The following is a 26,782-nucleotide window of genomic DNA, read 5'->3' as shown; positions in this document are numbered from 1 at the left end:
CGTTTATTAGCTCCCGCCCCGAACGCCGTGCCGTGACAGACGACGACCCGCCGGCCGACGGCTCCCGCCACGACCGCGTCGCCGCCCACCCCACGCCGGGCGCGGCCAACTCCCTCCGGCACTGGCCCGACGCCAAACACCCCCTGCGGGTCGCGCTGAACTACGTCGTCATCGTCCTCGCCCGCGTCTCCCCGAGCCTCCGCCTGAAGTGCTGGCTCCTGCGGCGGATCGGCGTCACGCTGGGCGCGGGCGTCTCGTGGGGGCTGGAGTCGACGCCGGACGTGTTCTGGCCGGAACTGATCACCGTCGAGGACCACGCCATCGTCGGCTACGACGCGACGCTCCTGTGCCACGAGTTCCTGCAGGACGAGTACCGCACCGGCGAGGTGGTCGTCGGCGAGCGGGCGATGATCGGCGCGGGCGCGGTCGTCCTGCCCGGCGTCCGGATCGGCGAGGGCGCGAGCGTCGCCGCGAACTCGCTGGTCACGGAGGACGTGCCGCCGGGCGAGACGGTCGCCGGCGTCCCAGCGCGTCCGATGTCGGCCGACTCGTAGCACTGCGGCCACGGTCCGGCGTCCCCCGTTCTCCGGCGCGACACCCCCGGAGCGACGGCCGAACTCCCACGTCGGGCCGGCACGCGGGGGACGTATCTACCAAACCATTAATGTCGGTCTGCGATCAGCCACACGCCATGGAAACCGGCCGCGAGCGCATGCACACCGGGTCCGAGGTTCTGTACGGCCGGGCGGTCCGGATCCCGCTGCCGGACGCCGAGGCCGAACGGTCCCTCCACGAGAACATGATGCGGATCGCGGCCGCCGGCGAGCGAAAGAGCGAATTGCTCGACGACCCGAACGTCCCGCTGACGGAGGTGTACGAGGACGAACTGGACGACATGCGCCGGAGCTTCGAACACCGCCTGCGACAGGTCGCCGGCGAGGACTACTACGACGTCGCGACCGCCTACATCGACGGCGACCGGGACGACTGGGTCGGGGCGCTCGCGGCGTACTATCTGGAGTGTTACTACCGCTTGCAGGAGCGCTACACCGTCGGGGAGGACGTCTTCTGTCTGGTGATCCTGCGCTATCCCGACTGTTTCACCGTGAACCTGACCTTCCTCGACGGCGACGTCGGCCCGGAGGGGGTTCGATACGAGTCCTCGAAGCACGGCGGGGCGGAACTCGACGACGCCGCTCGGGAACAGTACTACGCGGACTGCCAGTACTCCCAGCACGAGGCCGCGGCGTACGTCCGCGGGAACGTCGACCACATCAGGGAGGCGTTCCCGGACCCGGATACGACGCCGTTCGAGCGGCGTCGATACGGGGGGTTCGTCCACATCACCGGGCGGTCGGGACCGACGTTCGCCGAGGTACTCGACTCCGTCGACCCGGACCCGGACCGGTTCGACGACGACGCCGCGACGCCCGGCCTCGTCCCGGCGGGCCCCGAGTTCGAGCGCGTGAAGCGGGACCTCGTCGCCGACGGCGAGGTCGTGGTCTGACCGGGCCCGTTGCCGGGCGTACGGCCGCTCCGGTCACTTCGCGGCAAGCGAACTCGCGCCGGCGCTCGCGCTACTCCCGCATCCGGACGATCCCGTTTTCCAGCACGCGGCTGTTCGGGACGATGAACTCCTCCTCGTCGTTCTCGATGTGGGTGACGAACACGTCGACCTCCTGGACGATCCCCTCGTGGTCGCCGATCCGCACGTCGTCGCCGATGCTGTACGGCTGGTTGAGGAGGAGGTAGACCCCGGCCGCGCCCGAGGCGAGGAAGTCCTTGAACGCGAGGCCGCCGAGAAAGACCAGGGCGAAGGCGTACACCGCGAGCAGAACGATGAGCGCGTCGGTGTTGACGCCGATCTGGTCCAGCGCGACCAGCGACGCGATGTAGAGGACGCTGTACTTGATCACCCGCGGCAGGATCCCCACCTCGGGGAGCTTGACCCCGCGGAGCCGCTCGCTGGCCATCAGTTCGGCCTTGTCGGCGACGACGAAGCCGACGACGAGCACGAGCGCGGCGACGAACAGTCGGGGGACGAACTCGGTGACCCGGAGCCAGAACCGCTCGGCGCTGAACAGCTGGGCGATGTGGACGGCCGTCAGCAGGGCGACGCCGTACACGAACCACGAGGAGAGCCGCGCGACGATGGTGACCGTCGACGTGCCGAGGCTCCGGGCGGTCCGCTCGAACGGCGTCCCCTCGACCGCGTCCGGGACGCCGGCGGCCGTCAGCAGCCGCTTGTTGAGCTTCCCGACGACGTAGCCGAGCAGGATCCCCACCGCGAGCACCGCCGCGGCCAGCGCCGCCGGCTGCCCGGTGACGAGGCTCCACTCGACCATCAGTAATCCTCCGGGTCCAGTTCGAGCACCAGTTCGCCCGCCTTGAACGCCCGCACGAGCCCGTCGCTCTCGCTCAACACGATGGCCGTGGCGTTCGTGTCCCGGGTGACCGCGCCCGCCGCCATGTGTCGGGTGCCCAGCCCCTTCGGGATGTCGACGCCCTCGGCGGACGGTTCGAGGTAGCGGTACGCCGACACGATCTTCCCGGAGTCGCTGATGACGAACGCGCCGTCGAGCCGGGAGAACTCCTTCAGCATCACGTTGACGATGGGGTCGCCGACGTGGACGTGGGACTTCTCGAAGGGGTTGTACGAGAGCGGCCGGGACTTGTTCATCACCTTCCCGGCGTCGCCGACGACGAACAGCGCGCCGACGGGCTTGCCCTTCTGGCCCTTCTTCCCCAGTTCGATCACCAGTTCGAGCACCGCCCGGATGACGTCGGGGTCGGCCCGGGAGTCCGAGAACAGGCCGTAGATCCCCGACTCCATGGACTCGTCGACGCGGACCCGGCTGACGGTGTCTATCCCGTCGCCGAACATCTCGACGGCGCAGGCGAGGACGTCCCCGTCCCCGATGTACCCCTCGTCGACCGCCCCCTCGATCCCGAAGCGTATCCGGTCGGCGACGTCGTCGAACTTCAGCGGGAGTTCGACGAACTCGTCGGCCCCGACGTCGTTCTCCCCGGCGACGACGATTATCGGGTCCTCGGCGTCGGCGGCCACGCCCTCGTAGTAGGAGCCGCTGGGCGAGAACAACAGGATCGCGTCGACGTCGGGCACCAGCTCCGCGAACAACTCGCTTGCCTCCGCCATTGATAAACGCAACTCATCCCCTACGAAAAAGGTTTGCGTCGCCCCCTGGCGGCGTGAGCGGCGGACGGTCGGCTCAGCCCAGGTCGGCGGTGACGGTCGTGTCGACGAGTCGGCCGAGCGGCGCTTCGACCTCGTAGCCGGGCGTCTCGACGCGGATCGGCGAGTCGCGGTCGACGTCGACGAAGCGCAGCGTCATGCTGTACCCGCCGTCGTCGCCGATGGTCGTTGCCTCCCGCTGGCCCGAGGGCTCGTGGCGCGCCCACGCCGTCTCGCCCGCGAAGCCCGGGTCGGCCCGCCCGCGGACGACGTGTCCGTACGGCGAGACCGACAGGTCGGTGCCGGCCATGGGGTAGTCCTGTGCGTGCCACTCCCAGAACCCCTCGTCGATGACGTACACGTTCTCGTAGCCGGCGTCGATGAGCGACGCCGCGCGGATCGACGAGAGGTGGTGCGGGCACCCACAGTAGCAGACGATCCGGTCGTCCTGGGGCCACTCGACGACGGGGTCGCCGTCGCTGCCGCCCCGCCCCGCCGGGCTGAGCACCGCGCCGAACACGTGGGAGGTGTCGTACTGCTCCCGGCCGCGGGCGTCGGCTATGCGGGCCTCGCCGCGGCGGTACCAGTAGTGGACCGCGTCCGCGGGCGCGAGCGGCACCTCGACGCCGTCCTGGGTCACCGTCTCGAACGCGGACGTGTCGATCTCCCGCTGGTCGGGGACCTCGTCGAACTCAGGGGGGTAGCCGTCGGCCGAATCTCCGTCCGGCGGGAACTCGCCGTTGGTCTCGTACTCGGCCGACGCCGTGGTTTCGAGGTCGGTCGACGACCCGTCGCCGTCGGTCGCCCCGTCGGATCCGTCGCCGCCCCCGTTCCCGAGGCACCCGGCCAGCGCGCCCGCCGCCGCGACGCCCGCGAGGTACGTTCGTCGTTTCATCGTGTCGAGTGTTGTGGCGTGTCGGTTATCACGTTTCGCCTTCCGGCCGCGGCGTCGGGAGCGCGCGGTGTCGCCGCGGCGGCACGAGGAAGTTGCCCCGGTGCTTGACGAAGATGTACTCCAGGATGCCGTTGTTCACCCGCTGTTTCACGGCGGGGCTGTCGATGTCGCTCCCGTTCATCGCCTCGCGCACCCGCTCGAACTGCGCGAGGTCGCGCTGGAGCGACGGGAAGTGGAGGCTCGCCACGTCGTCGTCGGTCGACTCGAAGTGGCGGCGCAACAGGAGGACGTTCCCGTCCTCGTCGCGGTTCGCCCGGGCGGCCTTCTGCGCGTGGCCCACCCGGCCGTGCTCCCGCGCGTCGTCCGCCACCCGGTCCATGATCTCGTCGGTGACCCCGCTGTGGTCGCCGAGGTTGTGGCCGGCCCCCTCGACCATCCCCTCCTCGGCGTGGGTGGGGCTGAACATCTCCATCACGCGCTCCTCGAAGTCCTGCTCGACGTACCAGTCCTCCAGCCGCTGGCGGATGTTCGCGACGTGTTTGGTCGTCCCGCCGGCGAACGGCCCCTCGCCTATGGTCACGTAGTCCTCGCTGGCCTGGTTGCCGGCGAAGCCGGCGACGAAGCCCATGAACAGCGGCGACTCCTCGGGCACCGGGTCGCCGTCGGGGACGCCGTTGACGTCCTGGCGCTCGGCGGGCATGCCGTCGCCGATGAAGCCCGTCCGGCGGTCGTCGACCGTCATCGCGTCGGTCAGGGGCGTCTCCACCGCGATCCCGTTGGCCTCGACGTTGCCCCGGAGCGCCTCGTCGGCCTCCAGCACCACGTCGGCGCGGTCGCTCGCCAGGTGGATGAGCGCGTCCTGCTCGTCCAGGTCGGGGTCCTCGAACGAGGAGAGCGAGCGGGGGGCCGGGAGGTTCACGCTCGGCGGAAGCGACTCGTCGAACCGGTCGAAGTACGCCGGCGAGTAGCCGATCGAGTGGATCAGCCCCTCGTTGGAGCGTTCGTACGCGCGGTCGAGCGTCGCCAGGGCCGACTCGACGGTCTCCCGGGCGCTCCCGTCCGGCGGCCCGGACCCGTCGAGGGTCAGGTACAGCAGGACCTGGTGGCGGGGGAGGACGGTGTTGCCGTAGTCGTCGGTCGGCACGAGGTCGTTCCAGCCGTGCTGGCGGTCGGGCAGCGACGCCGGGTCGTCGACGCCGTCCGGAACCGGGCCGCCGGTCGTCGGCGTCGAACTGCCGTCCGCCGGGTCGCCGTCGCCGCCGAGGTCGAGGCAGGCGCTCAGCGCGCTCACCCCGCCGGCGGCGACGGCCGCCTTCAGGAACTCGCGCCGCGACTCGTCTGGGAGGGGCGTCATCGATCCCCCGTTGGGACCCCCCCGAAATGGGGGTTCTGGTGTGGCTCTCGAACGCTCATCGCTCCGCCCGTCGGCGCGCCGCCAGCAGCGCGCCGGCGGCGACCGCCGCCAGCGTCCCGACGACGCCGACCGCGGGCATGCTCGTGTCCCCGTCGCCCGATCCGTCCGCGGTCGTCCCGCCGGTCGTGGACCCGGCGGCGTCGGTCGTGCCGGGGTCCGGCGTCGCCGTGTTCACCCCCACGTCGAGGCCGCCGCCGTCGCCGGCCTCGCCCAGCGTCGCGGACACCCGCGATTGGACCGGCGACCCGCCGACGCGAACCGGGTCGTCGCTCGCCAGGTCGAACGCGCCGTCGCCGTCGTCGCGGTGGACGGTCACCCACAGCGACACGCGGGTGTCGTTGCCGGGGAGCGCTTCCCGGTCGACCGGGACGCTCACGTTGTTGTGGCTGCCGGCCGCCAGCGGCGCGCTCCCGACGACTTCGGCGGGGTCGCCCGTCTCGTCGTCGGCCCGCCTGACGACGAGGTGGCCGTCATCGGCGAGCCGCGCCGTCGGCACCGTCAGCGAGTCGTCGACCGTGCGGCCCGTCAGCGACATCGCGACGACGTTGACCGACCCGTCGCCGGCCCGGACCGGGAACTCGTCGGCCGCGAGGGTGCCGAGGCTGTACAGCGGCCCGTCGGTCTCGGGGTCGAACTCGTCGCCCGCCTCCGCGTCGTCGTGGAGCACGGCCACGAGCGACTCGTTGTCCGACGCCGACTCCCACCAGGCGTCGGCCACTTCGACCGGCACGTCGCGGTGATACCCCGACTCCAGGGCGACGTGTCCGACGACCGCGCCGGGGTCGCCGCCGTCGCTCTCGTGGATCACGAGGTAGCCCCGCTCCAGCAGGAACAGCTGCTCGACGACGACGCTGCCGTCCCCGGACACCTGCGCCCTGGCCGTGAGGTGGTTGCCGTGGCCGCCCGCCGGGACGGCCGCGACCCCGACCAGCGGGAGCACCAGGGCGACCGCGAGCAGCGCCGCCGCGGCGCGACGCCCCCGGCTCATAGCTCCAGTTCGACGGTCGGCGTGCCGAGAAACGCCGTCTCGTACCCCTGGTGGCGGGCGACCTGCGGCGGCACCTCGACGGCCAGTTCCAGCGTGTCGCCGGACTCGACGCCGTCGACCAGCGCGCCGTAGTGGTAGTCGAGTTCGGGGTCGAGGGTGCGTTCGAACGCGCCGTCGTACGTCGCCTCGCCGTCGCGCCGTATCGTCCCGGTGAGCGACATCTCGGGCACCAGCAGGCCGTTGTACCGCGTCCGGGCCGAGGCGGCGACGTACGTCCCGTCGCCGAACCGGTCGTCGGACAGCGTCGTGACGACGTACCGGACCCCGTCGGCGGTCGCCTCCCCGCGGACCGTCCCCGGCAGGGACTCCGGCGACGCGGCCCGCCCGAGCGGCACCCCGTCCATCTCCATCGGCTCGACCGCGCCGGCCTCGCCCGCGGCGTCTATCTCCTGTGTGGTCAACTGCTCGCGCGTCGCGTCGTCCAGTTCGAACGAAACCGTCGCCGTCGCCGGGTCCGCGAACCGGCCCTCGAACGACCCGGTGCGCCGGGTCGACAGCCCGCCGACGCTGACGCCGACGTCGTACGTCCCGTTCCCCTCGAGCGTGAAGTTCGCGCCGTAGTGAAACCCCATCCGCTGGGAGAACATCGGGTAGATGACCTCCTCGGAGACGAGTTCGCCGTCACGCGTTATCTCGACGGAGAGGCCCGTGTCGGGGAGGACCGTCCCCGTCTCGGGGTCCCATACTGTCGCCATCAGGTGGGCCGTGTGGTCGTCGCGTCGCGGCTGCGCCGACCGCTCGGTCCCCGTCACCGTCCAGAACTGGTGGGGGAACGTGTAGAAGACGCCGAACCGGTAGTCGCCGGCCGACGCCGTCCCGGCCATGATCATGTTCTCGACGAACGGCTGGACGTAGATACCGTCCGCGTCGCCCGAACCGTCGGCGGTCGTCGTCGCCGTCGACCCGTCGGTCGCGTCGGTCGTGTCGTCGTCCGATCCGTCGGCACCGTCGAGGCAACCGGCGAGGAGGGTGGTCGATGCGCCCGCAGCGAGGAACCTTCGGCGGTTCATTCACCCCCTCTTTGGCTCGGACCGACAAAAGTTCACAGGCCGTCCCGGCGGCCGCCCCGTGCCCGGATCCGCCGTGATCGCAGGCCTCCGTGACGACCCGATACCATCTTTCAGCACGTTTATAGTTAATGCGTCCCGGAGATCGCGGCGCTCTCGACGCGGGCCGCCGTCGTGCGCTACTGTTATGAATCGTGGCTGAAATATATTGTATATGGATACGAGACGTCTCACCGCGGCGGTCGTCCTCAGTGCGACGGGCGTGGGGCTGGGAGCGATAGCCGCCCGACAGCTGCTTCAGGGGGTCTCCGGGCTCCCCGGCATCGTCGTCACCGGCGCGACGCTGCTGCTGGGCGTCGCGTTCACGGTGGCCGGCCCCGCGGCGTACCGAACCGGCGTCAGCTCGCGCCACCTGCTCCGTATCGCCGGCTGGAACACGCTCGGGGTCGTCGTCACGACCGCGGTGTTGCTCCTGGTGTACCTGTTTCAGGTGGCGACCGGCGCTACGCCGTCCGCGCCGCTGCTGTCCGGGGCGCTCATCGTGGGCGTGAGCGCGTTCGCGCACGTCCTCATCGGCTTCAACGACGTCCGGCGGATCCGGGCGCGAACCGTCGCCAGACAGCGCAAGAAGGCGGGCGTGATACACCGGTTCGTCCGCCACAACCTGAAACACGTCGCCCAGATGCTGCTGGGCTACGGGGAGCAACTCACCGCCACCGACGGGGGTGGGGCGAACCACACCATCGGCGAGCAACTGCTCGATATCGGCACCGACCTCGGCGAGACCCAGGAACAGATCCAGCTCTTCGAGGAGATGATCGGGACCGACGGCGACCGGACGGCGGTCGAACTGACCGAGGTCATCGACAAGCACCGGGCGGCGCTGGAAGAGCAGTACCCCGAGGCGTCCGTCGAGACCGCGCTCCCCGAGTCGCTGCCCGCGCTGGCCGGCGAGCGTATCGACCCGGCGTTCGGGGAACTGCTCGAGAACGCGTTCGAACACGGCGGCGACCCGCCGACGGTCCGGATCACGGGGGAACGCGACGGCGACCGGATCGACGTCGAGATCCTGGACGCCGGCGACGGCTTCCCGGACCACGAACTGGCGCTCATCAACGGGGACAAGTCCGAGACGCAGCTCCGACACAGCAGCGGCCTCGGGCTCTGGCTCGCGACCTGGATAACGGAGACGTACGGCGGCTCCCTCAGGCTGGCCAACAGGGAGAACGGCGGCGGCCGGGTCTCGATCCAGCTCCCGGCGGCCCCGTAGGGGCGTCCCGGAACGCCCGCGTCAGCAACTCCGGCCGCCGTGACGCGCCGGCTACGGTAAGATCCGAGACTGGTTTCCTTCCGTACATTTATATCGTTCGGTCGCCAAATGGGGTGTATGACTCATTCGAGACGCACGTTTCTACAGGCGAGTGGAGCGGCCGCGCTCCTCGGCCTGTCGGGCTGTACGGGGATGCTCGACGGCGACGACGGGCTCGGCAGCGACGGCCCGCCGGGCTACACCTCCTGGATGTATGACCCGCGGGACCTGCTGGGCGTCGAGACGCGGGGGTACGCCACGTTCGACATCGAGAGCGTCCTCGCACAGCGCGACTCGCTGCCGTCGGACCCCTTCGAGGGGCTGGAACAGGCGAACGAGGAGATCGACGAGGTCGACCTGGAGGAGTTCTCCCGGATGACGGCCGTCGGCGGGAGCACGCTCGACGCCGACAACCCGGAGGCCGGCGGCTCGGTCGTCCTCGAAGGCTCGTTCGACGTCGAGACGATCACCGACGAGATCGCCTCGTCGGGCGACAGCAGCCAGTATCAGACCGGCTCCTACGAGGGGTACGAACTGTACTACGGCGAGCAGGAAAACGAGTTCCAGGGGACGACGAACTCCTTCGCGTTCGCCATCAACGAGGAGCAGGTCGTCGTCGGCGGGTCCAACTCCGACGCCATGAGCGGCCGGGACGCCGTCGAGACGATGATCGACACCAACAACGGCAACCAGACCCGCTACTACAACGGGAGCGACTACGCCGAACGCCTCGTCAACGAGTTCAGCGGCACGACGATGTCGATGGGCGTCGAGTTCGACCTCGGCACGCTCATCCGCGACCAGATCCAGAACGACAGCGTCCGCCTCGTGTTGAGCGGCCTCGGCGCGGCCGGCATGGCCGCCACGATCAACGGCGAGACCGCGACCAACGAGATCCTGCTCGTGTACGAGGAGGACGCCGAGGTGCCCGAGGACACCGCCCGTGACCTGCTCGACCAGGCCCGCAACTCGCAGCCAGAGGCGTTCGAGCAGTTCGAGGACGTCAGCATCTCCAGCGGCGACCGCACGCTCCGGCTCACCACGGAGGTCGATACCCAGCGGCTCTGGGAGGAGAGCGGCCTCGGCCCGACCGGCGTCGCCGACGCCGCCACCGCGAGCGGCTCGGCCTCCACCCCGCCCCAGGCTTCGTTCGGGACCGAGTGGGAGGACTACGACGAGGACCGCAAGGAGGTGACGATCACCCACCGGGGCGGCGCGTCGATCCCCGCCGAACGCCTCTCGCTGGAAGGCGACGTCCTGGGCCAGTCCTCGTGGACCAACACCAGTAACGGGGACGTCGTCGCCGGAAGCACCATCCAAGCGCTCGTCGAGGCCGGCGGCTACGTCGCCGTCGTCTGGACGAGCCCGGACGGCTCCACGTCGGCACAGCTCGGCGGGTCGTCGGCTCCGAACTGACGCGGCTCTCCTTCTCGTCGGCGGGTCTTTTGTACGTATTCCTCTCACGGAGTTGTCCGAGACGAGAGTGTGTGGGACCGGATTCGAACCGGAGCAAGACGGTCGCCCACTTCGTTCGCGCTGCGTCTTGCGGGGTTCAAATCGGCCGACGGTTCTCACGGCTCACGGAGTCGTTCGCCGTGAGAATGCGCGGGACCGGATTTGAACCGGCGGACCCCTACGGGACAGCGTCCTAAGCGCGCGAGTGCCTGTGGCACTCGCACCGCCTCGTTCCCGGCAAAAACTACTCCGTTTTCGCCTGTCTACCGGCACAAATGGCCGCCTTGTATATAAAACCCCGACCGGGACAGCGTTAAGCGCGAGTCACGCTACCCGACTAATTCTCAGTCTTTGGGGCCGGTCATGTCCTCACCGATAAGGCCGGGTAAGTGGGCTGTCTTTGCACACCCGCGCCAGCAAGGGAAAACAGAATTGGGTTTATTTTGCGTCAGTGGCCTTCCGCATAGGAACCTCGAAGCCGTCACGATAACAGGGCCAACAGGGAAGTTCAACTCCGTCATTCCAGTTGGCACAGTCACAGTCGTCCGGTCGCTCCCGACCCTTATCGCTGTCCTCAGTGTCTCGCAAAACCTCGCAGTCTTCGCCAGCTTCGATAACGCCGCCATCCGTCGCGGCTATCCGCGGTGTTCCAGTGACTTGGTCCCCGAGTTGAGGGTCAATAGCATCGGGGTCAGTCCAAGCAGGGACCGCCCACTGTCCTGTAGCAAAACGAACGCGGCGTTCGTGTTTGCACATCTCGCCATCTTCGAGGTTATACTGTTTATCGGGACAGGTACAGCGTCCCTCTATGCCGTCCACAGAATAGCTGTTACCGCTTTCAGATACTACCTCGTAGATGTCTCCTCCCTGTGGAAGAACCGTCATATACTCTGTCAAGGCGCGCACGTCTCGTTTCTCAAGTTCGGTACGTTCGTCCGTGACGGAAGATTCACCTTCCGCCGTGTTGTAGTCGGTCATGGCCTTTCGGACTCCAATTGAAGGCCACCGTCCGGCGCTCCAACGCCGGGCGTTTTCTGAACCGCAACGCCCCCAGGGACACTGACCTTCGTATTTCTACCTTAGACGGTATCATAATAAAACCACCGGAAAGACACTAACACGCACACAAACAACAGTTAGTAACTTCTAAGGTAAAGAGTTAAAGTACCGGAGTTACATCACCAGGGCATGGGAAAGGACACAACACCCGGACGAAAGCCGCGAGTGACCGATGATGAGATTCTGCAACTGTTTCGGGAGACAGACGACCCCGTCCTCTCGACTGCTGAAGTGACCGAACAACTGCCCATCAAACGGAGTGCTACCTATAAGCGGTTATCTGCTCTCCGTGATGATGGACAGTTGACCGACAAGGACATAGGTGGTCGGAATACAATCTGGTGGATACCGGGCAACTAAGTTACTTTACGGCCTTTCTGTGATATTACCGCCTAAGATTCGAAAACGGGGGCCATGAACGGCTCTCTACCCGTGAAATAATAGCGTCCAGAAACGGGGGAGGTTGTTACACCAGGACACCTCCCTCCATGTATCTTTAGTAGCCATCCGCGCACAACACAGGGTGGATTTCGCCAGATTTTCGCGGGAATCAGCCCGGAACAGTATCAGGTAGGAATGAAAGCGATAAGGGCCAGTGTGTTGCTGTTGTCGGTACTAAAATTCCGCAATCAGCAATGATAGTCTGCGGGCCAGAGACGGGTTTTCCTCCCGCTTTAATTACTCTTCTACTCTCTACCGGCCTTATCGACTCTGTCCCTGACGAGTTCTTCAGCATCGCTGAGAACAGTCCGACCTACGAGGATACGGGAACGGTGTTGCACAATACCAGGGGAGCGCAGTATCTCGCTTCGCAACTGGCACACCTACCAGTTGGTGACTTCTACGCGAAGGGACAGCCCGACCCACCGCAGGCATTGTTTGAAGGTGCGGCGCTTGCGTGGGCCAGCGCGCGCGACTGGTTCCGGGCCGGTCGGGGTGTGCCCGCGTAGCGGAGCGGGGGGAGATGACTATGTGCTACGAAGCAGAAAACCACCACTTTACCGACCCACCGGCTTGCCTGTTCCCCGGCCTACCAGCAGGTTGGTAACTGGGATGTACATATCACGGAGTAGAGAGACGGCTGATAGCCGGGAGGTTGGTTTCTGTGGTGTAGCGCATAGTCATCTCGGCATTGCTCTACCGTTAATCTTCGTCGGGCCACTCACCCTCGGTAATGTACTCTACCTCTTCATCGGACAGTACGTCTTTGTCCTGAAGGATACCGACAAGCTACCCGAACGATTCACTTAGATATTCTGTACCAGATTCCTGGTCATCGCTCATTGCGGTAGGTTCGTTCCAAGTAAGAACACATGAACGTTGGGAGGTGTGCAAACACAAATAAGGGTGGGTCGCGGGCCGTCAGTTTCGAAATTCGGTGTAAGGTAACGGTTGGTTGGGAAATCAATAGTTTGCAGGTCAAGATGTACGTCGCGCTCGGAAATTTCGCTCTGCAACAGCAATCGGGACTGTTTTACGTTGGGTGTTGCGCCAGTCGGAGTATTACTGTATCCTGACCGGGTTCTTCTCCAGTTGACGTTATGGACTACCACCATTTATGAGGCCTAAGAGTAAGATTCTCTAATATGTCGGCTACCGAAGACAGTATAACTGACCTTATGGCGGAATATCTACGGGACAATGGGATTGATGCCCGTACCCAGATTTCCATCTCTGGACCATCAACCCGCTCTCAACCGGATTTACAAATATCCAATGGAGGGACGTTCGTTGGAGAGAGTAAGTGGGAAGACAACAAGTGGAAAGGCTTTGGCGAAGCCCGTGATTACAGCCAACTAGCGGGAATTGAGGGGTCATTTTTAATCTCTTACCCCAATGAATTAAAGGACGAAGGTGCTCAGTCGCGGCTGGGAGAAAACAAAACTGAATCCATCCTTGGCGGTCATAAATATGAAGTTGCGTTCCTACGCCGTGGGGAAGAGACAGATATGGATACCCTGTCTCTGGAGGAAATCCCTGTCTGGATTAACTCTAATATAGGCCAGCATAAGACACCCGAGGCAGACCCTGAGCAGGTTGTGGACGTTCTTCGACAGGCCGCCTATACGCTTAATAAAGAACTCGAGACTGCCCCGGAAGAGAATCTGTTTCGAAACGTACTGGGGGCCGAACCTGACGAGAAAGAGGAACAAGAAGCGGCTCGGGAAGCGGCGGGGTTTCTGCTGGTTAATCAGATTACGTTCTATAGAGTTCTGAGTGCCAACAAGCCATACCCAGATATTGACATCGACAACCTGACTTCGCCGTCTGATTTGGTTGATTACTTCGATAGGGTACTCGAAGATGACTACACCCCAGTTTACAGTTTTCGAATAGCCGAGGAACTTCCTCCTGACTCGCTCACCATCCTCAAAGATGCAATCAAATCAATCTATGCGCTAAGTCCTGAGAGAATCAATCACGACGTGCTTGGCAAGGTCTTCCACGAACTTATTCCAGTCTCGGCTCGAAAGAAGGTCGCGGCTTACTATACTAAAAGTAAGCCCGCAGAAATTCTCGCAGAACTCGCAATAGACAGTTCTGACGAGACTGTTTTGGAGCCAGCCTGCGGGAGCGGCACGCTTCTCGCCGCATCGTATATGAGGAAACGGGGACTGATGGACAACTTTACTGAAGAAGACCATCGCCGCTTCGTTGAACATGACCTAACTGGCATCGACGTGATGCCGTTTGCCGCCCACCTCTCGTGTATCCATCTCGCCCTTCAAGCACCGGTCTACGAGACAGATGAGGTCAACATTGGTATTGAAGACAGCACCACGCTCAATCCCGGCGACACAATTGACCAACTTTCTTTTGTCCTTCCAGAATCGAGCCGTCAGCGGGGTCTTGGAGACTTTGCTGGTGGAAGTTCGTCCGACACATCAGACGAACAAATTGAGGCAGGAAGTATCGCTATGGACGCTCAAGCGGGGCGAGAAATGGAACTCAAACTGGTGGACACGGTTATAATGAATCCTCCGTACTCTCGGCAGGAATCTATCGCCCGCTTCTCTGATGGTTATAAGAGCGACCTAAGTAACAGATTCTCCCGTCGCGACAGCAAGGGCCAACTTCATGGGAAGATGAGTTTCTGTTCCTACTTTATGTTCCTCGCAGACAAATTTCTCAAGAGTGGCGGGACCCTTGCCGCTGTCCTCCCGGCCTCAATTCTCACGAAATCGTCCGATTCCGGTGTCCGTGAGATGCTACTTCAGGAATACAATATCCAGTATATTATCGCCCGACATGACGAAATCAACCTATCAGAAGATACAGATATGCGTGAAATTCTATTGGTGGCCGAGAAAGGAACACAAGAGTCGCCAGTTACCGATTATGTGTACCTCGATAGTCTGGACGTAGACCCCGAAGAAATCCGTTCAGTAGACACCCGGTTGACTTCGCCATCCGACGGCGGTATGACCGAGGAGAGTGGTCATAATTTCACTCTCCGAAAGTTCCCACAAGACACGCTCACACCGAATAATCTCTTCTCACCTCTTTCAATCGAGAACCACGGCCTGTTTAATATATGGTACGAAATCACGGACTCAGATAAAATCACCACTATAGACGAGAAAGGGCTAGACTTCTCTCGTGGCGGGAGTAGTACCCCTTGGCAGAGTGGTGCAATTATTGACCCATCGAGTTTCAAACAACCATCTGACCATTGGGTTACTGCGGAAGTAGATGAAGATACGTTAACAGCAAAGCATCGCAAAATGGAAAAACAATAAATATACCCCTTCATTCTATGGAAAACTACTTTTTGAGGTATGCTGAGAAGAATAAACTTGATGTAAGCAACTTAAATGAATTTACAATTATTGATAATGGATTTAATGGATATAATAACTTTATTACGTGGGCGGATGGTGATGATATGCCTGATGGATGGAAGAAACATATCAAAGGAACTCAGTCATCTCTCGGTCTGCACTACAGAATTAATCTAACTGCACCTGGAACGCGGCATCTCGCGTACTATACTGACCCAAAAAGAGTCTTCCACCGTATGTGGTGTGTGGATAACCTATCTGATAGGGAAGCCAAACTATCTTCTATTTGGTTTGATAGTTCCTTCCACCTCATACAAATGTTATCATCACGACTCCCCGGCGGTGGCGGCTGGACAAGTTATCAGGGCTACTTGGTCTCTGAGTTCAACCTAATTGAACCGGGTAAACTCGATGAAGAGGAGGAAAACGCACTACTTGAAGTGTTCGAGGAGGTCTCAAACGTTGAGTTTCCTGCGTTAATTGAACAAATCACGAGGAACATAGATAACAACCTCCTATCCGAAGAAGAGGAGAACGCACTTGAGAAAGAGTACCCGGCCGCATACGAGAAGATTGGTGACGGATTCGAACCGAGGAGAAAAATTGACCGCAAAATTCTGTCCGTTCTTGGTATCTCCGAAAACCACCAGGATGAATTACTGAAACAGTTGTATCCGCTATTAGTTAACGAATTAGTAACGTTAAAACAGATGATGTAGGATTTTTTTTTTGATACGAGAGTGATGTAGTCGAGTTGGCGGTTTAGCCCATGTTATCCAATGCATCACGTCGGTCTTCGACAGGCACGTTATCGTACTTGAGTGTGGTCTTCACCGACTCATGTCGTAATTGTGCCTGAGTAGCGGCAAGGTCTCGCTCTTTTGTCATGTGAGTCCCAACCGAATGACGGATTGCATACCACGACATCTGCCGGTTCTTGTAACTGATTTCAGCGCGGTCACACAAATCTTTGAGTATCCGGCTCAGTTCGTTAGAACCATAGCGGTTGCCGTGACGTGTAAGCCAGAGTTTGTCGGTGTCTTCGTATCTTGGGTGGTCCGCTCTCTCATTTATCCACTGTGCCAAGGCGGTTGCTGTCCCGTCGGTAATACCCACCGTCCAGTTCCCCTCGTTCTTGGCTGAATCCTCTCTCGGGATGCGTAGCAGACCGTTCTCGGGTTCACACCACCCTACCCGAGCGTCACCAACTTCCACCGGGCGAAGGCCGGCATCGAGACTCGTCCAGACGAGAGACGTGAATTTCCAACTGTTTGGGTCGGCTTCGAGAAGGTCGCTGTCAATCCCGTAGTTGGGAGTGCCGTCTTTCCCAAGTGCAGCTTGCCGAATCTTCCGACGTTCCGGCTTCGTCAAGTAGTCGCGCGGGCCGTTATTACCTCCGCCAGACTGGAAGTTCCAGCTAAACTCCCACTCATCTCGGCTGTACTTGTGTTGAAGCCACTTCGAGTATCGCCCGAGCGCTCCGAGCGTTTTCCCCTTCGTGGATTCAGTAACGTCTCGGAACGCGACTTTCTCCATGTAGGCTTTAGCATCATCTTCGTCAGGGGGTGTTTTGTAGCCGCCACGGTTATCCCACACCCACTTATCGAAGCGTGCAGTCCGGTTTGCTGTGTTACTGACCGTATAGGGGGAGTACCCCTTCGCCTTCTCTGGGTTCTTGCCCATTCGAAGCAGGTACGTTAGGAACGGTTTGCGGTATTCGTAGTAGTCCACGACGGCCTTATCGTTTAGAAACTCGCGTTGGTCCTTCCGGACTATTGTAATCGTTCTATTCGGCTCCATCATATCCGAATCAAAACCGTCACAGCGTTTCAGCGTATTTGGTTTTTCGAGGCTCATTGGTGGTCCTGACAGACCGAAAACGGGAGGTAGAAAGTGCGCGGGACCGGATTTGAACCGGCGGACTCCTACGAGACAGCGTCCTAAGCGCTGCGCCGTTTCCTGGCTTGGCTACCCGCGCTCGGTCCCACGTACCCCCGTCCCCGAAAAATACCTGTCGTTCCGAACCGGAGGCTTAAGACCGAACCCGCCGTACGGCGGGCCATGTACCGAGCGCGGGACCGGGTGGACAACGAGGAGCACATCGAGGACCTCCACGCGGTCGCGGACCGACTCGACCTGGGTGCGGAGGCGCGGTCGACGGCGACGGACCTGTTCCTGACGGCCATCGGCGAGGACGGCGGGGAGAAACGGACGGTGCTGGCGGCCAGCCTCTACGCCGGGTCGCTCATCGCCGGCGAGGAGCGGTCGCAGGGGGCCGTCGCGTCGGCGGCCGACGTCTCGCGGCTGAGCATTCAACAGCGCTGGAAGTCGGTGCTGGAGACCGCCGGACTGGAGCCGCCCGGGTGGTGAGCGTCAGTCGCGGCGCTCGCGCCCGTCGCGCTCGGGCGTGAGGTTGCCGTGTTTGTCTATCTCGCCGCGGACGATGCGGGTGCTGGAGATGACGTCGCCGTCCGCCGCGCGCTCGTAGTCGACCACCTCGATCGAGAGCGGTTCGAACCCGCGCTCGCGGCGGATCTCGTTGATCCGCTCGGCCCCGTCGGCCGTCTCGGGGGAGACGACGAGGTAGTCGAACGGCTCCTCGGAGGCGATGCCGGTCGGCTTCTCCAGCCGGCGGATCTCGTACTCGCGGTCGTACCGCTCCGCGAACTCGTCTAACTCCGCCGCCAGGTCGGCCTTCCGTTCGGAAAACGGCCTGACGTACCGGTCCTCCGTGCGGGTCTTCGGCGCGAGTTCGTCACTGGTGAGACCGACGGTTACGTCCCCCAGTTCGAACGCGCGGTCGAACAGGGACCGGTGCCCGTCGTGCACCGGGTCGAACGTCCCACCCAGCGCTACCTTCATACCCACCCAAAGCGGTGCCCGGTGCTTAAAAGAGTCGGGTTACGATTCGGCTCCGTCCGGTTCGGCGTCCTCGTCGGCGTCGCCGTCCTCGACGGTGATCGTCACCGGGTCGGCATCGTCGTCGACGCCGTTCCCGGCGCCGTCGAGGTGGTCGTCGAGGTTGAACACGGTGTTGAGTTCGCTCTGGACCTGCTCGACGACGCCGGAGACGAGTTCGCTCGGCGCGATGGCGGTGTACTCGTAGGGGTTGTTCCCCGCGCCCTCGCTCTGGCGCTTCCGGCGCGTGACGGTCTCCTCGTCGTGGAGTTCGGCCAGCGCCTCCCGGACGGTGCTCGGGTACAGGCCGGTCCCCTCGGCTATCTCCTCGCTCGTGCTCCCGGGGTTCTGCCGGAGGTAGACGAAGATCCGCGCCCGCGTCTCCGTGTCCAGCACCCAGGAGAGCAGGTCGACGATCCCCTGGTCGAACCCCTCGACGGCGCGGTCCCTCGTCGTCTCGCGGTCGGCGGTCGCGTCGCCGTCCGCCCCGCTCTCGCCCGTCGCTACGTCCTCGACGTCCGTGTGTTCGCTCTCGTCGGACATTGTCCTTTCGTGAAGGACGAAATACCCGGGCGGTGAAAAGCGTTGCTCACCCGGCGTCCCCGATCACCAGCGACTCGCGCAGCGCCGCCGGCCCCTCGGTCTCGCGGAGGCGGCGCTGCCGGGCCGCGCCGCTCTCGGCGTCGTAGAGGTCCCGTATCCCGTCGACGCCGAGGCGGTCGGCCTCGCGGTCGACGACCTCGCCGAGGGAAACCGTGCCGTCGCCGTCGCGGGTGACGAACGCGGCGTCGTGGCCGTGGCGGATCGCGCGCCACTTGTTCTCGTCCAGCAGTTCGCGGCGCAGTCGTCCGTCCGGCCCGTCGCGGGCCTCGCCGTCCTCGTAGCGCGCCGCCAGGTCGAGCACGAGTTCGCGGACGTACTCGGCGAACGCGAGCACGCGGTCCGGGTCGGCCTGCCCGTCGGGCGTCCGGACCTCCACGGTGCCGTGGGCGGTGTGGGGCCGGACCTCGTACCACAGTTCGCCGCGGTCCTCGATCGACCCGGTCTCGATCATCCGCTGTTCGAACTCCCGGTAGGCGGCGAAGTCCTCGAACGCGGTCGGCATGCCGGTGTTCGGCAGCCCCTCGAATATCTTCGCCCGGGCCGACTGGAGGCCCGTGTCGAACCCGTTCCAGTACGGCGAGTTGGCCGACAGCGCGAGCAGCGGCGGCAGGTACCAGCGGACCTCGTTTGCGATCCACGTCGCCTTGTCCGCGTCGTCGACGCCGACGTGGACGTGCAGCCCCGCGGTCGTGTTGCGGTGCTGTGGGTACTGGATGCGGTCGAGCTGGGACCGGTAGCGTGGCTTCTCGGCGTGTTCCAGCTCGCGCCACTTCGCGGCGGGGTGGAGCCCCGCGGCGGCGATCCGGTAGCCGTGGCGCTCGGCGTGCTCGACGAGCGCGTCGCGGACGGCGACCAGCGACTCCGCGGCCTCGTCGGGCGACTCGATGACCGGCGTCTGGGTCTCGATGACGCACTTGAACAGCTCGTGGTCGAGCCGGTCCGCCAGTATCTCGGGCGGGTCGTACCGGTACACCAGGTCGTCGGTCCCGGACGTAGGGCGACCGTCCTCGTCGACGACGTAGAACTCCTCCTCTATCCCAAGCGTCCCAAGCTCGTCGAACGTCTCGGCGTCGCCCTGGTCCATCGCACGGGCGTTCGGAACCCGCGAATAAATAGGGAACGGAGTCGGCAGGGTAGCTGTGACGGGGTCTGCGTGCGGCCTTCGGCGGTCACGCACCGTCGCCGCCGTGGGCGTCGCCCTCGCTCCGCCGCCGTCGCTTTAAGTGCGTCTCGCGATAACGGGTCATAGTGAAGGAGTTCTGCGGGGTCTCGACCGGCGAGCGCTGGCTTCGTCGAACGACCGCGGAAGGTGGTTCGCCCGCGGTCCTTTAAGTGCTTCTCGTCACAAGGGTTCGTAGTGAGGAGGACGCGGACGGTCCCCGGTTTCGTTTTCGCGTACGTTGACTCGCTAGTCGCCGGTCAGGCCACAGGTTTGTATAGCTCCGCGAACGAAGGGTGGACGTGATGATGAGCGGCCGCCCCTCGACGGGACCTCCCACGGACCGCGACAGACAGACGTCACGGCCGCGCCGCGACGTGAGCGCCGGCCCCGGCGACGGCGCGCTCTCGCGCGTCGACGCGGTCAAGGACGAGCGGTTCCGCCGCTGGGACGTGGTCTCCCCGAGCGCGACCCTGATCGGGCGCGGGGACGGGGGCAGCGGGGACGTGAGCGAGAACCTCCGCCGGCTCCACGACGAGCAACACCCCGCGATGCAGGGCCACAGCGCGCGCATGCACCGCCTGGAGAAGGCGCGCATCACCCAGGCGTTCTGCAACACGCTGTCGCTGACGGCCTGGGAGCGCGACCGCGCGCTCGGGATCATGACCGAACTCGACCTGACGGCGTTCGGGAGCCAACGGGCCATCGGCAAGGTTGCGCTGGTCGTCATCCGCCACGTCGTCGACGAGGAGCGCCAGCGTCGCCTCGGCCTCCACGACGACGAGTGGGTGAGCGAGCGCTCGCCCGACGAACTGGAGTCGCTGTACGACCGCTTCGAGTCGATCACGGACGACCCCGAGTACGAGAAGCTGCTCGACGCGCAGGGCCTCGACACGATCGGCGTCAACCGGCTCCACCGGACGCTCCGGGACCAGCTCGACGAGCAGGATCTCCACGGGGCGGTTCTCGGGCGGTCGCCGTACCGGGACCCGAGCCACCCGGCGATCCGGGACGAGGCGAGCGATGCGGCCGGCGACGCCGACGGCCCGGCCGGCGTGGCGGGCGACGCCCGGCCCGAGGAGTAGTCCCTTACCGCGGCCGCGCGACCACGGCGAGGTGGTCGTCGTGGAACGGCTCCAGCCGCGCCGTCTCCAGTATCTCGTACGTCTTCTCTAGCTCGGCGACCACCGCGTCGAACACGTCGGCCGGTTCGCCGGTCACGTCCTCGCTCCGGGCCTTGACAGCGGCGACGAGGCGGCCGTCGTCCGCGAGGAACCGACGGTTCTCCGACGCAACGCGGGCCTGGCCGCGGGTCGCGACGTCCTGCACGATGGCGTCGAGCCCGCTCTCGACGACGTGGGCGTACGTCTCCGGCTTGCGGGCGTCCTTCAGGAGCGGGAACAGGCGGTCCCGCGCCCGCGCGACGTCGAGCAGGTCGCGGGCGGGCCGCGCGGCGAACTCGACGGCGTAGGTCGGGCCGGCGAAGTCCGCGACGTGGCTGACCGTCGTCCCGCTGGCTGCCCCGAGGTACAGCACCGCGTCGCCGCCGGCCAGCCCCACGTCCATCCCCTCCTCCAGCATCGCGCCGAGCTTCGAGCGCCGGGCGTCCCAGAGCCGCCAGTCGCCGTCCGTCGGCTCGCCGTAGACGGGCGGTCCGCGGGTGGCGAGCCGCTCTTCGCCGTCGAACGCGCGCCGCTCGACGCCGTCGGGGAGCGTCATTCGCCGTCACCCCGGGCCCGGATGGTCCGGATGCGTTCGTCCAGTTGCTCGTCCAGTTCCGGCTTGCGCTCGCCGGAGTAGTGGTCGACGCGGGCGGCGATGGTCAGCTTCCCGGCCAGCGCCCGCGAGGCCGACCCGCGCTCGTCGGGCGCGGTGCCGCGGACGTACTCGTGGGTGTAGATGATCCCGTGTTTCGGCGAACTGGCCCGGCCGCGGAGGTGGGCGAACAGCGCGTCCTCCGCGCCGAGCACCTGCACGGTGCCGCTCGGCATCTTCGCCAGCGACTCCAGCCCGCCGGCGAGGGCGATCAGCCGCGCCGCCAGCACCGGGCCGCCCAGCGCCGCGAGGTTCGGCGCGACGACGCCGGCCTGTCGCTCGACGTACTCCCGGAGCGCGTCGCGCTCGTCTATCAGCCCGGCGACGCGCTCGGCGAGCCCGACCACGCGCCGCTCGGCGGGGCCGTCCGGCTCCCGCTCGACGAGGGCGAGCGCGCCGTCGACGCCGGCTTCGGCGTCCTCGAACAGCGTGCCGGCCCACTCCGCGACGCGCTCGGCGAGCTCGTTCGCCGTCCGCTCGCAGTCGTCCATCGCGCGGACCGCGTGGGCGAGCTGCCTGTCGTCGGCGCGCTCGGCCGTCTCGACCGCCGCCGCGGTCGCCGAGAGCGTCGCGTCTCGGAGGCGGTCGTAGTACTCGGCCTCGTCGGCGGCGACGCCCGCCTCGACGGCCAGGGCCGGCCAGTCGTCGGGCGTCGCCGCGCTTCCGTTTTCGATGGCGTCGCGGGCGGCCTCCGGGTCGCCGGGGTCCACGTCGCGAAACCAGCCGGCGTCCGTAGATCCGTCAGTCATGCCCGACTGTTGACCCCGGCCCTGTATATTCGTCACCCTTCTCGTGCCGGGAGCGACAGCCGCTCCAAACTCGAACCCGAAGCTCTGACCGATCCGAAACCCCGCTCCGGCTCTTCTCGCCTCCAGCCGGGGACGGCTACCGTTTCACAGCACCGCGCCGGACTGCAACAGCCAGATCAGCACGGTGAGCGTCACGGTGCCCAGCAGCGTCGTGACGAGGACGGCCGTGCTGACGTAGTCGGCGGCCGAGAGGCCGTCGGCGTCGCCGCCGAACTCGACGGTGAGCATCAGCGGCGTCACCGCGGCGGGCATCGCACACTCGAGGACGAACACCCGGCCGATCGAGCCGTCGAGCCCGACGGCGAGCGCCACCCCGAGCGCGACGACCGGCGCGACGAACAGCTTGAGCGCGACCGCCGGCGAGACGCGCCGCGTGGGCGTCCCGGAGGACGTGTTGGCGAGCTGGATGCCGAGCAACAGCAACATTACGGGGATCGCCGAGTCGCCGGTCAGTTTGAGCGTCTCCATCGCCGGCGTCCCGGCCGCGGGAACGACGCCGGCGGCCCGGGCCGCGACGGCCGCGACGACCGCGTAGATGAGCGGGAGCTTGAACACCTTCAGCGCCGCCTCCCGGGTCGACCCGACCCCGTTTCGGGAGGCGACGTACACCCCCAGCGTGTACATCAGGACGGACTGGGCGGCGATGAAAAGCACCGCGGTGCTCCGGCCGATGGCCCCGAACGCGAACGCCGACAGCGGGATGCCGAAGTTGCCCGCGTTCGGGAAGCTGCTGGTGAGCACCAGCGACCCGAGCGTCGGCCGACCTTCGCCGCTCGCGCGGCCCAACCCCTCCGCGGCGGCCATCATCAGGACGGTGAAGGCACCGACCGCGACGAACAGCGTCGCCGCGGTGCCGCCGGCGATGGGCGTCGTCGCGAGGCTGTGAAACACCAGGGCGGGCGAGAGGACGTACAGGGAGACGACCGCGAGCGGGTCGACGTCGACGTCGCGGACCGTGCCGAGCGCGTAGCCGACGCCGGCGACGGACAGCACCGGGAGAATGGAGGACGTCAGCGCCGAGAGCAGCGACATATCTCACCGCCGACGCGGCCGCCTGACAAAGGTTTCGAATGCCTACAGCAGGTCGCCGAGCCGCGAAAGCACGCCGTTTTCCTCCCGCTCCCAGGTGCGTTCGACCACCTCGCCCGGGAGCTTGACGTGGCCGACCGCCGAGTCGCCGCCGCGCTCGACGACGACGGCGACCAGGTTGCCGACCGCCTCGGCCTCGACGCGCCCGTAGCCGACGCAGTCCGTCTCGGGGTCCTCGGCCGACCAGAGCGCCTCGTCCAGCCCGTACACCGGCGGCTCGACGTGGGTGACCTGCGCACGCGCCCGCAGAGCGTCCGGGTCGACGTCGGTCGTCATACCCCCCATTACGGCCCCGGCGGCACAAAGCGCTTGGCCGACTCAGGCGTCCCGGCGGAGCCGCCGCAGCCGCGGCCGGTCGAAGTCGTACGCGCCGTCGTCGTCCCGCGTGACGAGCCCGTCGGACCGGAGTTCGGTGAGGAGGCTCCGGACCGATTCGAGCGGGGCGTCGACGCGCGGTTCGATTGCGCGGGGGCGGAGCGGGCCGTCGCTCGCCAGAACGGTCAGCACGTCCCAGGCGTAGTCGGCGTTGCACAGCGACTCCCGCCGTGCGAGGGCGATGCGCCGGCTGACGGGGTCCGACCGGAGCAGCGCCATGTCGTCGTCCGCGCCCGCGGCTGCGCCGTCCCGACCGGCCCCGGCGTCGGTCCCGGCAGCGCCGCCGTTCGCACGGGTTCCGGTCGCGTCGCTCGACGCCGCCGGCCCGGAGTCCGCCGCCTCGGCGTCCCCGGCCGCTCCGGCGCGCGTCGCACCGGCGTCGGCGGTCGCCCCGGCGGGTTCGGCGTCGCTCGGGGCGTCGTCGCCCCACTGGGTCGACGCCACGTCGCGGTAGTGCTCCAGTTTCACCTCCTTCTGTGCCAGCGCCGTCTCCAGTTCCTCGACGCGCTCCTCTAAGGCCGCCACCTCGGCGTTCTCCGCGCGGGCGGCGAGGCGCTCGTTCTCCGCCCGGAGCCGCTCGGCCTCGGCCTCCAGTTCCTCGATCCGGTCGCGGGCCGCCTCCAGTTCGGCTTCGAGTTCCTGGACCCGCTCGCGCTCCCGTTCCGCCGCCTCGTCCGTCGGGAGGGTGGTCTGTTCCGTCTCGGCGGGTTCCACGTCGCCGTGGCGGAGGGCGTTCGCCATCTTCCGGGCGGCGGCGGAGACGTCGCGGGCCGACTCCAGTTCGCTTTTCAGCTCTGCGATGCGCTCCTCCCGGCGCTCGACTTTCGACTCCAGTTCCGCGACGCGGTCGCGTTGCTGTTCCTGCTGTTCGGTGATGTCCTGTAAGTCCTCGACGAGCGTGTCGCTGACCGACTTCAGTTCAGGGCGCTCGAAGTCGTCCAGCCCGGGCGTCGCGCCGGCGTCGAACGTCCGCTTGCGCCGGAACTGGATGCGGCGCACGTCGGCCTCGGTCCAGTCGGTCTGGAGGAACGCCTCGCCGTCGCCGAGGTCCGATACCTTCTCGCCGTACTCCCGGTCGACGATGCGGCCGACGACCTTCGTGTCGTTCTCCCAGGTGAGCCGGTGCCAGACCAGCCAGTTCGCCTGCGTGATGAAGTCCTTCTTCACGTCGGCCGGGCGCTGGCTGATGCCGAGGATGCCGAGGCCGTGCTTGCGGCCGCGCTTGCCGATCTTGATCAGCATCTTCCCGGTCTCGCCGAGGCCGCCGCCCTCCGGGATGTACTCGTGGACCTCCTCGACGACCAGCAGGAACGGCTTCTTCAGCTTCTTCTCCTTGGTGAACAGGTGCCGGGCCGTCTCCCGGATGAGTTCGTCGGCCTCGTCCTCGTCGAGGTAGCCCGACACGTCGAGGATCACCGGGACGTTCTCCTCTAGGGCCATCGCCGCGACCTTCTCGGCGTGCTCGGCGGCGACCTGGATGTCACACTCCTCGTCCGCGCCCGCGTGCAGCAGTTCGTACTCCTCCTTGAGGCCGTAGTACTCGCCGTCCGTGTCGACGATCAGCAGCGGGTAGCCCGCTTCGAGCAGTTCCTCGCCGACCACGCTCGCGGTGTTGGACTTGCCGCTGCCCGACTTCCCCGTGACGAACCCGCGGCCGGTGAGCAACTGGACCACGGGAAGCTCGACCGGGCCGTCGGCCGCCTCCCCGTCGGTCGCCCGGAGTTCGCCGACGGTGACGTGTTGGGTGTCGCTCATTCGCTCGTGGGAGGGCTCTCCCCCCAGCGTAATGAACCCCCGGACTCCCGGCATCGAGCGCCACATCCGCCCGGCAGGAAACTATTATATACGCGGGTCGTCACAGTTGGAACTGCAATGGCGAAAGGTACGGTCGATTTCTTCAACGACACTGGCGGTTACGGCTTCATCGACACAGAGGACGCGGACGAGGACGTGTTCTTCCACATGGAAGACGTCGGCGGTCCCGACCTGGAGGAGGGTCAGGAGGTCGAGTTCGAGATAGAGCAGGCCGACAAGGGCCCCCGGGCGAAGAACCTGGAGCGCCTGTAGGCCGCAGCCGCAGGGTATCGGCGATAGAACACAGTATTTCTACACCGGGTAGCGACGGCACCGCGGTGACGGTCACAGGTCGATCCAGTCGCTCGACACGCCGGACTCGCGGAGGTGCCAGCGGTGCTCCGCCCCGCCACCGTCCGCCCTGACCTCGACGACGGCGTCGAACAGCGGTTCGAGCAGGTTGACGGCGTCGGCGTCACGGGCGACCGGCAGGTGGAAGTGTCCCAGCCCGTCGGCCTCCCTGACCCGGGCCGAGAGCATGTGGAGCAGGCGGAACACGTTCTCCGAGGCGTAGCCGTTCAGCAGCGGCCGGAGCGAGTCGACGCAGACCCGTAGCTCCCCCGGCGCTAATCCGCCGCGTTCGGCCTCGAACTCGTCGACGACCGCGACGAACTCCCGGCAGAGCACCGAGAGCATGCGCGCGTCGACGGCGGTCGCCCCGGCGGGCAGGTTGCCGTCGCCGTCGTGCTGGACGAGCGCCCGCGTTCCCACGCCGACGGCCTCGGGCAGGCGCTCGCGGGCGCCGTCCGCGTCGGTGAAGACGAACAGTCGGCACCGGTCGTCGTCCGCGTCATCCCCAAGCAGGCGGCTGCACGCACGGCGGTCGGCCCGCCGCAGCGCGTCGCCGACGAGCAGGACGTTACAGCCGTCCCGCTTCAGCGCTGCGAGCGACTGGGAGAACTCCGTCCCCTCGGACGGGCCGCCGCCGTACTCTCGTCGCATTCTTTCGGGAACACGGGTTGAGGATACAATAAGTATTGCGGCCCGGGCGGTTCGGGCTTCGCCGGTCGTGACCGTT

27 protein-coding genes and 2 tRNA genes are annotated in these 26,782 nt (G+C 65.7%); 10 read left to right on the top strand and 19 right to left on the bottom strand.

Annotated features, from left to right (window positions below; genetic code table 11):
- Positions 1-32: 32 nt before the first annotated feature.
- Positions 33-554: an acyltransferase gene (locus EYW40_RS15800; protein WP_135822620.1), complete on the top strand. Its 522-nt coding sequence runs from the start codon at positions 33-35 to the stop codon at positions 552-554.
- Positions 555-691: 137 nt separating this feature from the next.
- Positions 692-1,507: a hypothetical protein gene (locus EYW40_RS20205; RefSeq protein ID WP_135822619.1), complete on the top strand. Its 816-nt coding sequence runs from the start codon at positions 692-694 to the stop codon at positions 1,505-1,507.
- Between the two features lie 70 nt (positions 1,508-1,577).
- On the opposite strand, the gene EYW40_RS15790 is transcribed toward EYW40_RS20205, so the two are convergent.
- The 6 genes from EYW40_RS15790 to EYW40_RS15765 all read right to left on the bottom strand — a co-directional run bounded on the left by EYW40_RS15790 (position 1,578) and on the right by EYW40_RS15765 (position 7,560).
- Positions 1,578-2,345, bottom strand: coding sequence for a mechanosensitive ion channel family protein (locus EYW40_RS15790; RefSeq protein ID WP_135822618.1), 768 nt, complete (start codon positions 2,343-2,345; stop codon positions 1,578-1,580).
- Positions 2,345-3,157 (bottom strand): diadenylate cyclase DacZ, encoded by an 813-nt coding sequence (gene dacZ / locus EYW40_RS15785; RefSeq protein WP_135822617.1) that lies wholly within the window; start codon positions 3,155-3,157, stop codon positions 2,345-2,347. The genes EYW40_RS15790 and dacZ overlap by 1 nt, the downstream gene beginning before the upstream one ends.
- A 73-nt stretch (positions 3,158-3,230) precedes the next feature.
- Positions 3,231-4,088, bottom strand: a complete 858-nt coding sequence (locus EYW40_RS15780; protein ID WP_135822616.1) for a rhodanese-like domain-containing protein — start codon at positions 4,086-4,088, stop codon at positions 3,231-3,233.
- Positions 4,089-4,116: 28 nt separating this feature from the next.
- A complete protein-coding gene (locus EYW40_RS15775) occupies positions 4,117-5,442 on the bottom strand; it encodes a DUF7405 family protein (RefSeq protein WP_135822615.1) in 1,326 nt (441 codons plus the stop codon).
- 55 nt (positions 5,443-5,497) lie between these two features.
- Positions 5,498-6,490 carry a DUF7282 domain-containing protein gene (locus tag EYW40_RS15770; protein WP_135822614.1) on the bottom strand — a complete coding sequence of 331 codons (993 nt, stop codon included), beginning with the start codon at positions 6,488-6,490 and terminating at the stop codon, positions 5,498-5,500.
- Complete coding sequence (locus tag EYW40_RS15765; protein WP_135822613.1) at positions 6,487-7,560, bottom strand: DUF7350 domain-containing protein; 1,074 nt, start codon at positions 7,558-7,560, stop codon at positions 6,487-6,489. The genes EYW40_RS15770 and EYW40_RS15765 overlap by 4 nt, the downstream gene beginning before the upstream one ends.
- A gap of 211 nt (positions 7,561-7,771) precedes the next feature.
- Here EYW40_RS15765 and EYW40_RS15760 point away from each other — a divergent pair, with 211 nt between their 5' ends.
- Together EYW40_RS15760 and EYW40_RS15755 are read left to right on the top strand one after the other, a co-directional pair.
- The gene (locus EYW40_RS15760) at positions 7,772-8,827 is read left to right on the top strand and encodes a sensor histidine kinase (RefSeq protein WP_135822612.1); all 1,056 of its coding nucleotides are present in this window, start codon (positions 7,772-7,774) and stop codon (positions 8,825-8,827) included.
- A gap of 117 nt (positions 8,828-8,944) precedes the next feature.
- Complete coding sequence (locus tag EYW40_RS15755) at positions 8,945-10,282, top strand: twin-arginine translocation signal domain-containing protein (protein WP_135822611.1); 1,338 nt, start codon at positions 8,945-8,947, stop codon at positions 10,280-10,282.
- A 186-nt stretch (positions 10,283-10,468) separates the two neighbouring features.
- Here EYW40_RS15755 and EYW40_RS15750 read toward each other — a convergent pair.
- Positions 10,469-10,545, bottom strand: a tRNA-Leu gene (locus EYW40_RS15750).
- A gap of 214 nt (positions 10,546-10,759) precedes the next feature.
- On the bottom strand, positions 10,760-11,299 hold the full coding sequence (locus tag EYW40_RS20065) for a hypothetical protein (protein ID WP_202614569.1): 540 nt from the start codon (positions 11,297-11,299) through the stop codon (positions 10,760-10,762).
- A gap of 210 nt (positions 11,300-11,509) precedes the next feature.
- Between EYW40_RS20065 and EYW40_RS15740 the strand changes: the two genes are divergently transcribed.
- From EYW40_RS15740 to EYW40_RS15730, 3 genes are all read left to right on the top strand, one after another.
- Entirely contained in the window at positions 11,510-11,740 is a 231-nt protein-coding gene (locus tag EYW40_RS15740; protein WP_135822610.1) for a hypothetical protein, read from the top strand.
- A 1,226-nt stretch (positions 11,741-12,966) separates the two neighbouring features.
- Positions 12,967-15,120, top strand: coding sequence for an HsdM family class I SAM-dependent methyltransferase (locus tag EYW40_RS15735; protein WP_135822609.1), 2,154 nt, complete (start codon positions 12,967-12,969; stop codon positions 15,118-15,120).
- A gap of 17 nt (positions 15,121-15,137) precedes the next feature.
- The gene (locus EYW40_RS15730) at positions 15,138-15,881 is read left to right on the top strand and encodes a hypothetical protein (RefSeq protein WP_135822608.1); all 744 of its coding nucleotides are present in this window, start codon (positions 15,138-15,140) and stop codon (positions 15,879-15,881) included.
- 43 nt (positions 15,882-15,924) lie between these two features.
- Here EYW40_RS15730 and EYW40_RS15725 read toward each other — a convergent pair whose 3' ends face one another.
- On the bottom strand, positions 15,925-17,019 hold the full coding sequence (locus EYW40_RS15725) for a tyrosine-type recombinase/integrase (protein WP_202614568.1): 1,095 nt from the start codon (positions 17,017-17,019) through the stop codon (positions 15,925-15,927).
- A 37-nt stretch (positions 17,020-17,056) separates the two neighbouring features.
- A tRNA-Leu gene (locus tag EYW40_RS15720) sits at positions 17,057-17,140 on the bottom strand.
- A gap of 83 nt (positions 17,141-17,223) precedes the next feature.
- Here EYW40_RS15720 and EYW40_RS15715 point away from each other — a divergent pair.
- A complete protein-coding gene (locus EYW40_RS15715; RefSeq protein WP_135822607.1) occupies positions 17,224-17,532 on the top strand; it encodes a transcription initiation factor IIB family protein in 309 nt (102 codons plus the stop codon).
- A gap of 3 nt (positions 17,533-17,535) precedes the next feature.
- On the opposite strand, the gene EYW40_RS15710 is transcribed toward EYW40_RS15715, so the two are convergent.
- The 3 genes from EYW40_RS15710 to EYW40_RS15700 are packed head-to-tail and all read right to left on the bottom strand — an operon-like array spanning position 17,536 to position 19,747.
- Positions 17,536-18,024, bottom strand: coding sequence for a phosphopantetheine adenylyltransferase (locus EYW40_RS15710; RefSeq protein ID WP_135822606.1), 489 nt, complete (start codon positions 18,022-18,024; stop codon positions 17,536-17,538).
- A gap of 39 nt (positions 18,025-18,063) precedes the next feature.
- Positions 18,064-18,603: a winged helix-turn-helix transcriptional regulator gene (locus tag EYW40_RS15705; protein ID WP_135822605.1), complete on the bottom strand. Its 540-nt coding sequence runs from the start codon at positions 18,601-18,603 to the stop codon at positions 18,064-18,066.
- 46 nt (positions 18,604-18,649) lie between these two features.
- Positions 18,650-19,747 (bottom strand): glutamate--cysteine ligase, encoded by a 1,098-nt coding sequence (locus tag EYW40_RS15700; protein WP_135822604.1) that lies wholly within the window; start codon positions 19,745-19,747, stop codon positions 18,650-18,652.
- A gap of 380 nt (positions 19,748-20,127) precedes the next feature.
- On the opposite strand from EYW40_RS15700, the gene EYW40_RS15695 reads away from it, so the two are divergent.
- Positions 20,128-20,907, top strand: coding sequence for a DNA-directed RNA polymerase subunit epsilon (locus tag EYW40_RS15695; protein WP_135822603.1), 780 nt, complete (start codon positions 20,128-20,130; stop codon positions 20,905-20,907).
- A gap of 4 nt (positions 20,908-20,911) precedes the next feature.
- Here the strand turns inward: EYW40_RS15695 and EYW40_RS15690 are convergent, their stop codons facing one another.
- From EYW40_RS15690 to EYW40_RS15670, 5 genes are all read right to left on the bottom strand, one after another.
- On the bottom strand, positions 20,912-21,541 hold the full coding sequence (locus EYW40_RS15690; protein ID WP_135822602.1) for a fibrillarin-like rRNA/tRNA 2'-O-methyltransferase: 630 nt from the start codon (positions 21,539-21,541) through the stop codon (positions 20,912-20,914).
- Positions 21,538-22,386: an NOP5/NOP56 family protein gene (locus EYW40_RS15685; RefSeq protein ID WP_135822601.1), complete on the bottom strand. Its 849-nt coding sequence runs from the start codon at positions 22,384-22,386 to the stop codon at positions 21,538-21,540. The genes EYW40_RS15690 and EYW40_RS15685 overlap by 4 nt, the downstream gene beginning before the upstream one ends.
- A 144-nt stretch (positions 22,387-22,530) precedes the next feature.
- Positions 22,531-23,478, bottom strand: coding sequence for an AEC family transporter (locus EYW40_RS15680; RefSeq protein ID WP_135822600.1), 948 nt, complete (start codon positions 23,476-23,478; stop codon positions 22,531-22,533).
- 42 nt (positions 23,479-23,520) lie between these two features.
- Positions 23,521-23,811: a hypothetical protein gene (locus EYW40_RS15675; protein WP_135822599.1), complete on the bottom strand. Its 291-nt coding sequence runs from the start codon at positions 23,809-23,811 to the stop codon at positions 23,521-23,523.
- A 42-nt stretch (positions 23,812-23,853) separates the two neighbouring features.
- A complete protein-coding gene (locus EYW40_RS15670) occupies positions 23,854-25,665 on the bottom strand; it encodes an ATP-binding protein (protein ID WP_135822598.1) in 1,812 nt (603 codons plus the stop codon).
- A 117-nt stretch (positions 25,666-25,782) separates the two neighbouring features.
- Between EYW40_RS15670 and EYW40_RS15665 the strand changes: the two genes are divergently transcribed.
- Complete coding sequence (locus EYW40_RS15665) at positions 25,783-25,977, top strand: cold-shock protein (protein WP_135822597.1); 195 nt, start codon at positions 25,783-25,785, stop codon at positions 25,975-25,977.
- A gap of 72 nt (positions 25,978-26,049) precedes the next feature.
- On the opposite strand, the gene EYW40_RS15660 is transcribed toward EYW40_RS15665, so the two are convergent.
- Entirely contained in the window at positions 26,050-26,706 is a 657-nt protein-coding gene (locus EYW40_RS15660) for a DUF7504 family protein (RefSeq protein ID WP_135822596.1), read from the bottom strand.
- Between the last annotated feature and the right edge of the window lie 76 nt (positions 26,707-26,782).

The organism is Halostella litorea (assembly GCF_004785955.1).
Lineage (GTDB): Archaea > Halobacteriota > Halobacteria > Halobacteriales > Natronoarchaeaceae > Halostella > Halostella litorea.
Note: the sequence above shows the minus strand (reverse complement) of the source record. Positions and strands in the feature narration are given on the sequence as shown.

Excerpts from the sequence above, each read along its gene's own strand:
- EYW40_RS15670 (WP_135822598.1), bottom strand. The coding sequence starts at position 25,665 with ATGAGCGACACCCAACACGTCACCGTCGGCGAACTCCGGGCGACCGAC.
- EYW40_RS15710 (WP_135822606.1), bottom strand. The coding sequence starts at position 18,024 with ATGAAGGTAGCGCTGGGTGGGACGTTCGACCCGGTGCACGACGGGCAC.
- EYW40_RS15700 (WP_135822604.1), bottom strand. The coding sequence starts at position 19,747 with ATGGACCAGGGCGACGCCGAGACGTTCGACGAGCTTGGGACGCTTGGG.
- EYW40_RS20065 (WP_202614569.1), bottom strand. The coding sequence starts at position 11,299 with ATGACCGACTACAACACGGCGGAAGGTGAATCTTCCGTCACGGACGAA.
- EYW40_RS15685 (WP_135822601.1), bottom strand. The coding sequence starts at position 22,386 with ATGACTGACGGATCTACGGACGCCGGCTGGTTTCGCGACGTGGACCCC.
- EYW40_RS15680 (WP_135822600.1), bottom strand. The coding sequence starts at position 23,478 with ATGTCGCTGCTCTCGGCGCTGACGTCCTCCATTCTCCCGGTGCTGTCC.
- EYW40_RS15660 (WP_135822596.1), bottom strand. The coding sequence starts at position 26,706 with ATGCGACGAGAGTACGGCGGCGGCCCGTCCGAGGGGACGGAGTTCTCC.
- EYW40_RS15665 (WP_135822597.1), top strand. The coding sequence starts at position 25,783 with ATGGCGAAAGGTACGGTCGATTTCTTCAACGACACTGGCGGTTACGGC.
- EYW40_RS15675 (WP_135822599.1), bottom strand. The coding sequence starts at position 23,811 with ATGACGACCGACGTCGACCCGGACGCTCTGCGGGCGCGTGCGCAGGTC.
- EYW40_RS15725 (WP_202614568.1), bottom strand. The coding sequence starts at position 17,019 with ATGAGCCTCGAAAAACCAAATACGCTGAAACGCTGTGACGGTTTTGAT.
- dacZ (WP_135822617.1), bottom strand. The coding sequence starts at position 3,157 with ATGGCGGAGGCAAGCGAGTTGTTCGCGGAGCTGGTGCCCGACGTCGAC.
- EYW40_RS15755 (WP_135822611.1), top strand. The coding sequence starts at position 8,945 with ATGACTCATTCGAGACGCACGTTTCTACAGGCGAGTGGAGCGGCCGCG.
- EYW40_RS15735 (WP_135822609.1), top strand. The coding sequence starts at position 12,967 with ATGTCGGCTACCGAAGACAGTATAACTGACCTTATGGCGGAATATCTA.
- EYW40_RS15715 (WP_135822607.1), top strand. The coding sequence starts at position 17,224 with ATGTACCGAGCGCGGGACCGGGTGGACAACGAGGAGCACATCGAGGAC.
- EYW40_RS15695 (WP_135822603.1), top strand. The coding sequence starts at position 20,128 with ATGATGAGCGGCCGCCCCTCGACGGGACCTCCCACGGACCGCGACAGA.
- EYW40_RS15760 (WP_135822612.1), top strand. The coding sequence starts at position 7,772 with ATGGATACGAGACGTCTCACCGCGGCGGTCGTCCTCAGTGCGACGGGC.
- EYW40_RS15780 (WP_135822616.1), bottom strand. The coding sequence starts at position 4,088 with ATGAAACGACGAACGTACCTCGCGGGCGTCGCGGCGGCGGGCGCGCTG.
- EYW40_RS15740 (WP_135822610.1), top strand. The coding sequence starts at position 11,510 with ATGGGAAAGGACACAACACCCGGACGAAAGCCGCGAGTGACCGATGAT.
- EYW40_RS15690 (WP_135822602.1), bottom strand. The coding sequence starts at position 21,541 with ATGACGCTCCCCGACGGCGTCGAGCGGCGCGCGTTCGACGGCGAAGAG.
- EYW40_RS15790 (WP_135822618.1), bottom strand. The coding sequence starts at position 2,345 with ATGGTCGAGTGGAGCCTCGTCACCGGGCAGCCGGCGGCGCTGGCCGCG.
- EYW40_RS15770 (WP_135822614.1), bottom strand. The coding sequence starts at position 6,490 with ATGAGCCGGGGGCGTCGCGCCGCGGCGGCGCTGCTCGCGGTCGCCCTG.
- EYW40_RS15705 (WP_135822605.1), bottom strand. The coding sequence starts at position 18,603 with ATGTCCGACGAGAGCGAACACACGGACGTCGAGGACGTAGCGACGGGC.
- EYW40_RS20205 (WP_135822619.1), top strand. The coding sequence starts at position 692 with ATGGAAACCGGCCGCGAGCGCATGCACACCGGGTCCGAGGTTCTGTAC.
- EYW40_RS15730 (WP_135822608.1), top strand. The coding sequence starts at position 15,138 with ATGGAAAACTACTTTTTGAGGTATGCTGAGAAGAATAAACTTGATGTA.
- EYW40_RS15765 (WP_135822613.1), bottom strand. The coding sequence starts at position 7,560 with ATGAACCGCCGAAGGTTCCTCGCTGCGGGCGCATCGACCACCCTCCTC.
- EYW40_RS15775 (WP_135822615.1), bottom strand. The coding sequence starts at position 5,442 with ATGACGCCCCTCCCAGACGAGTCGCGGCGCGAGTTCCTGAAGGCGGCC.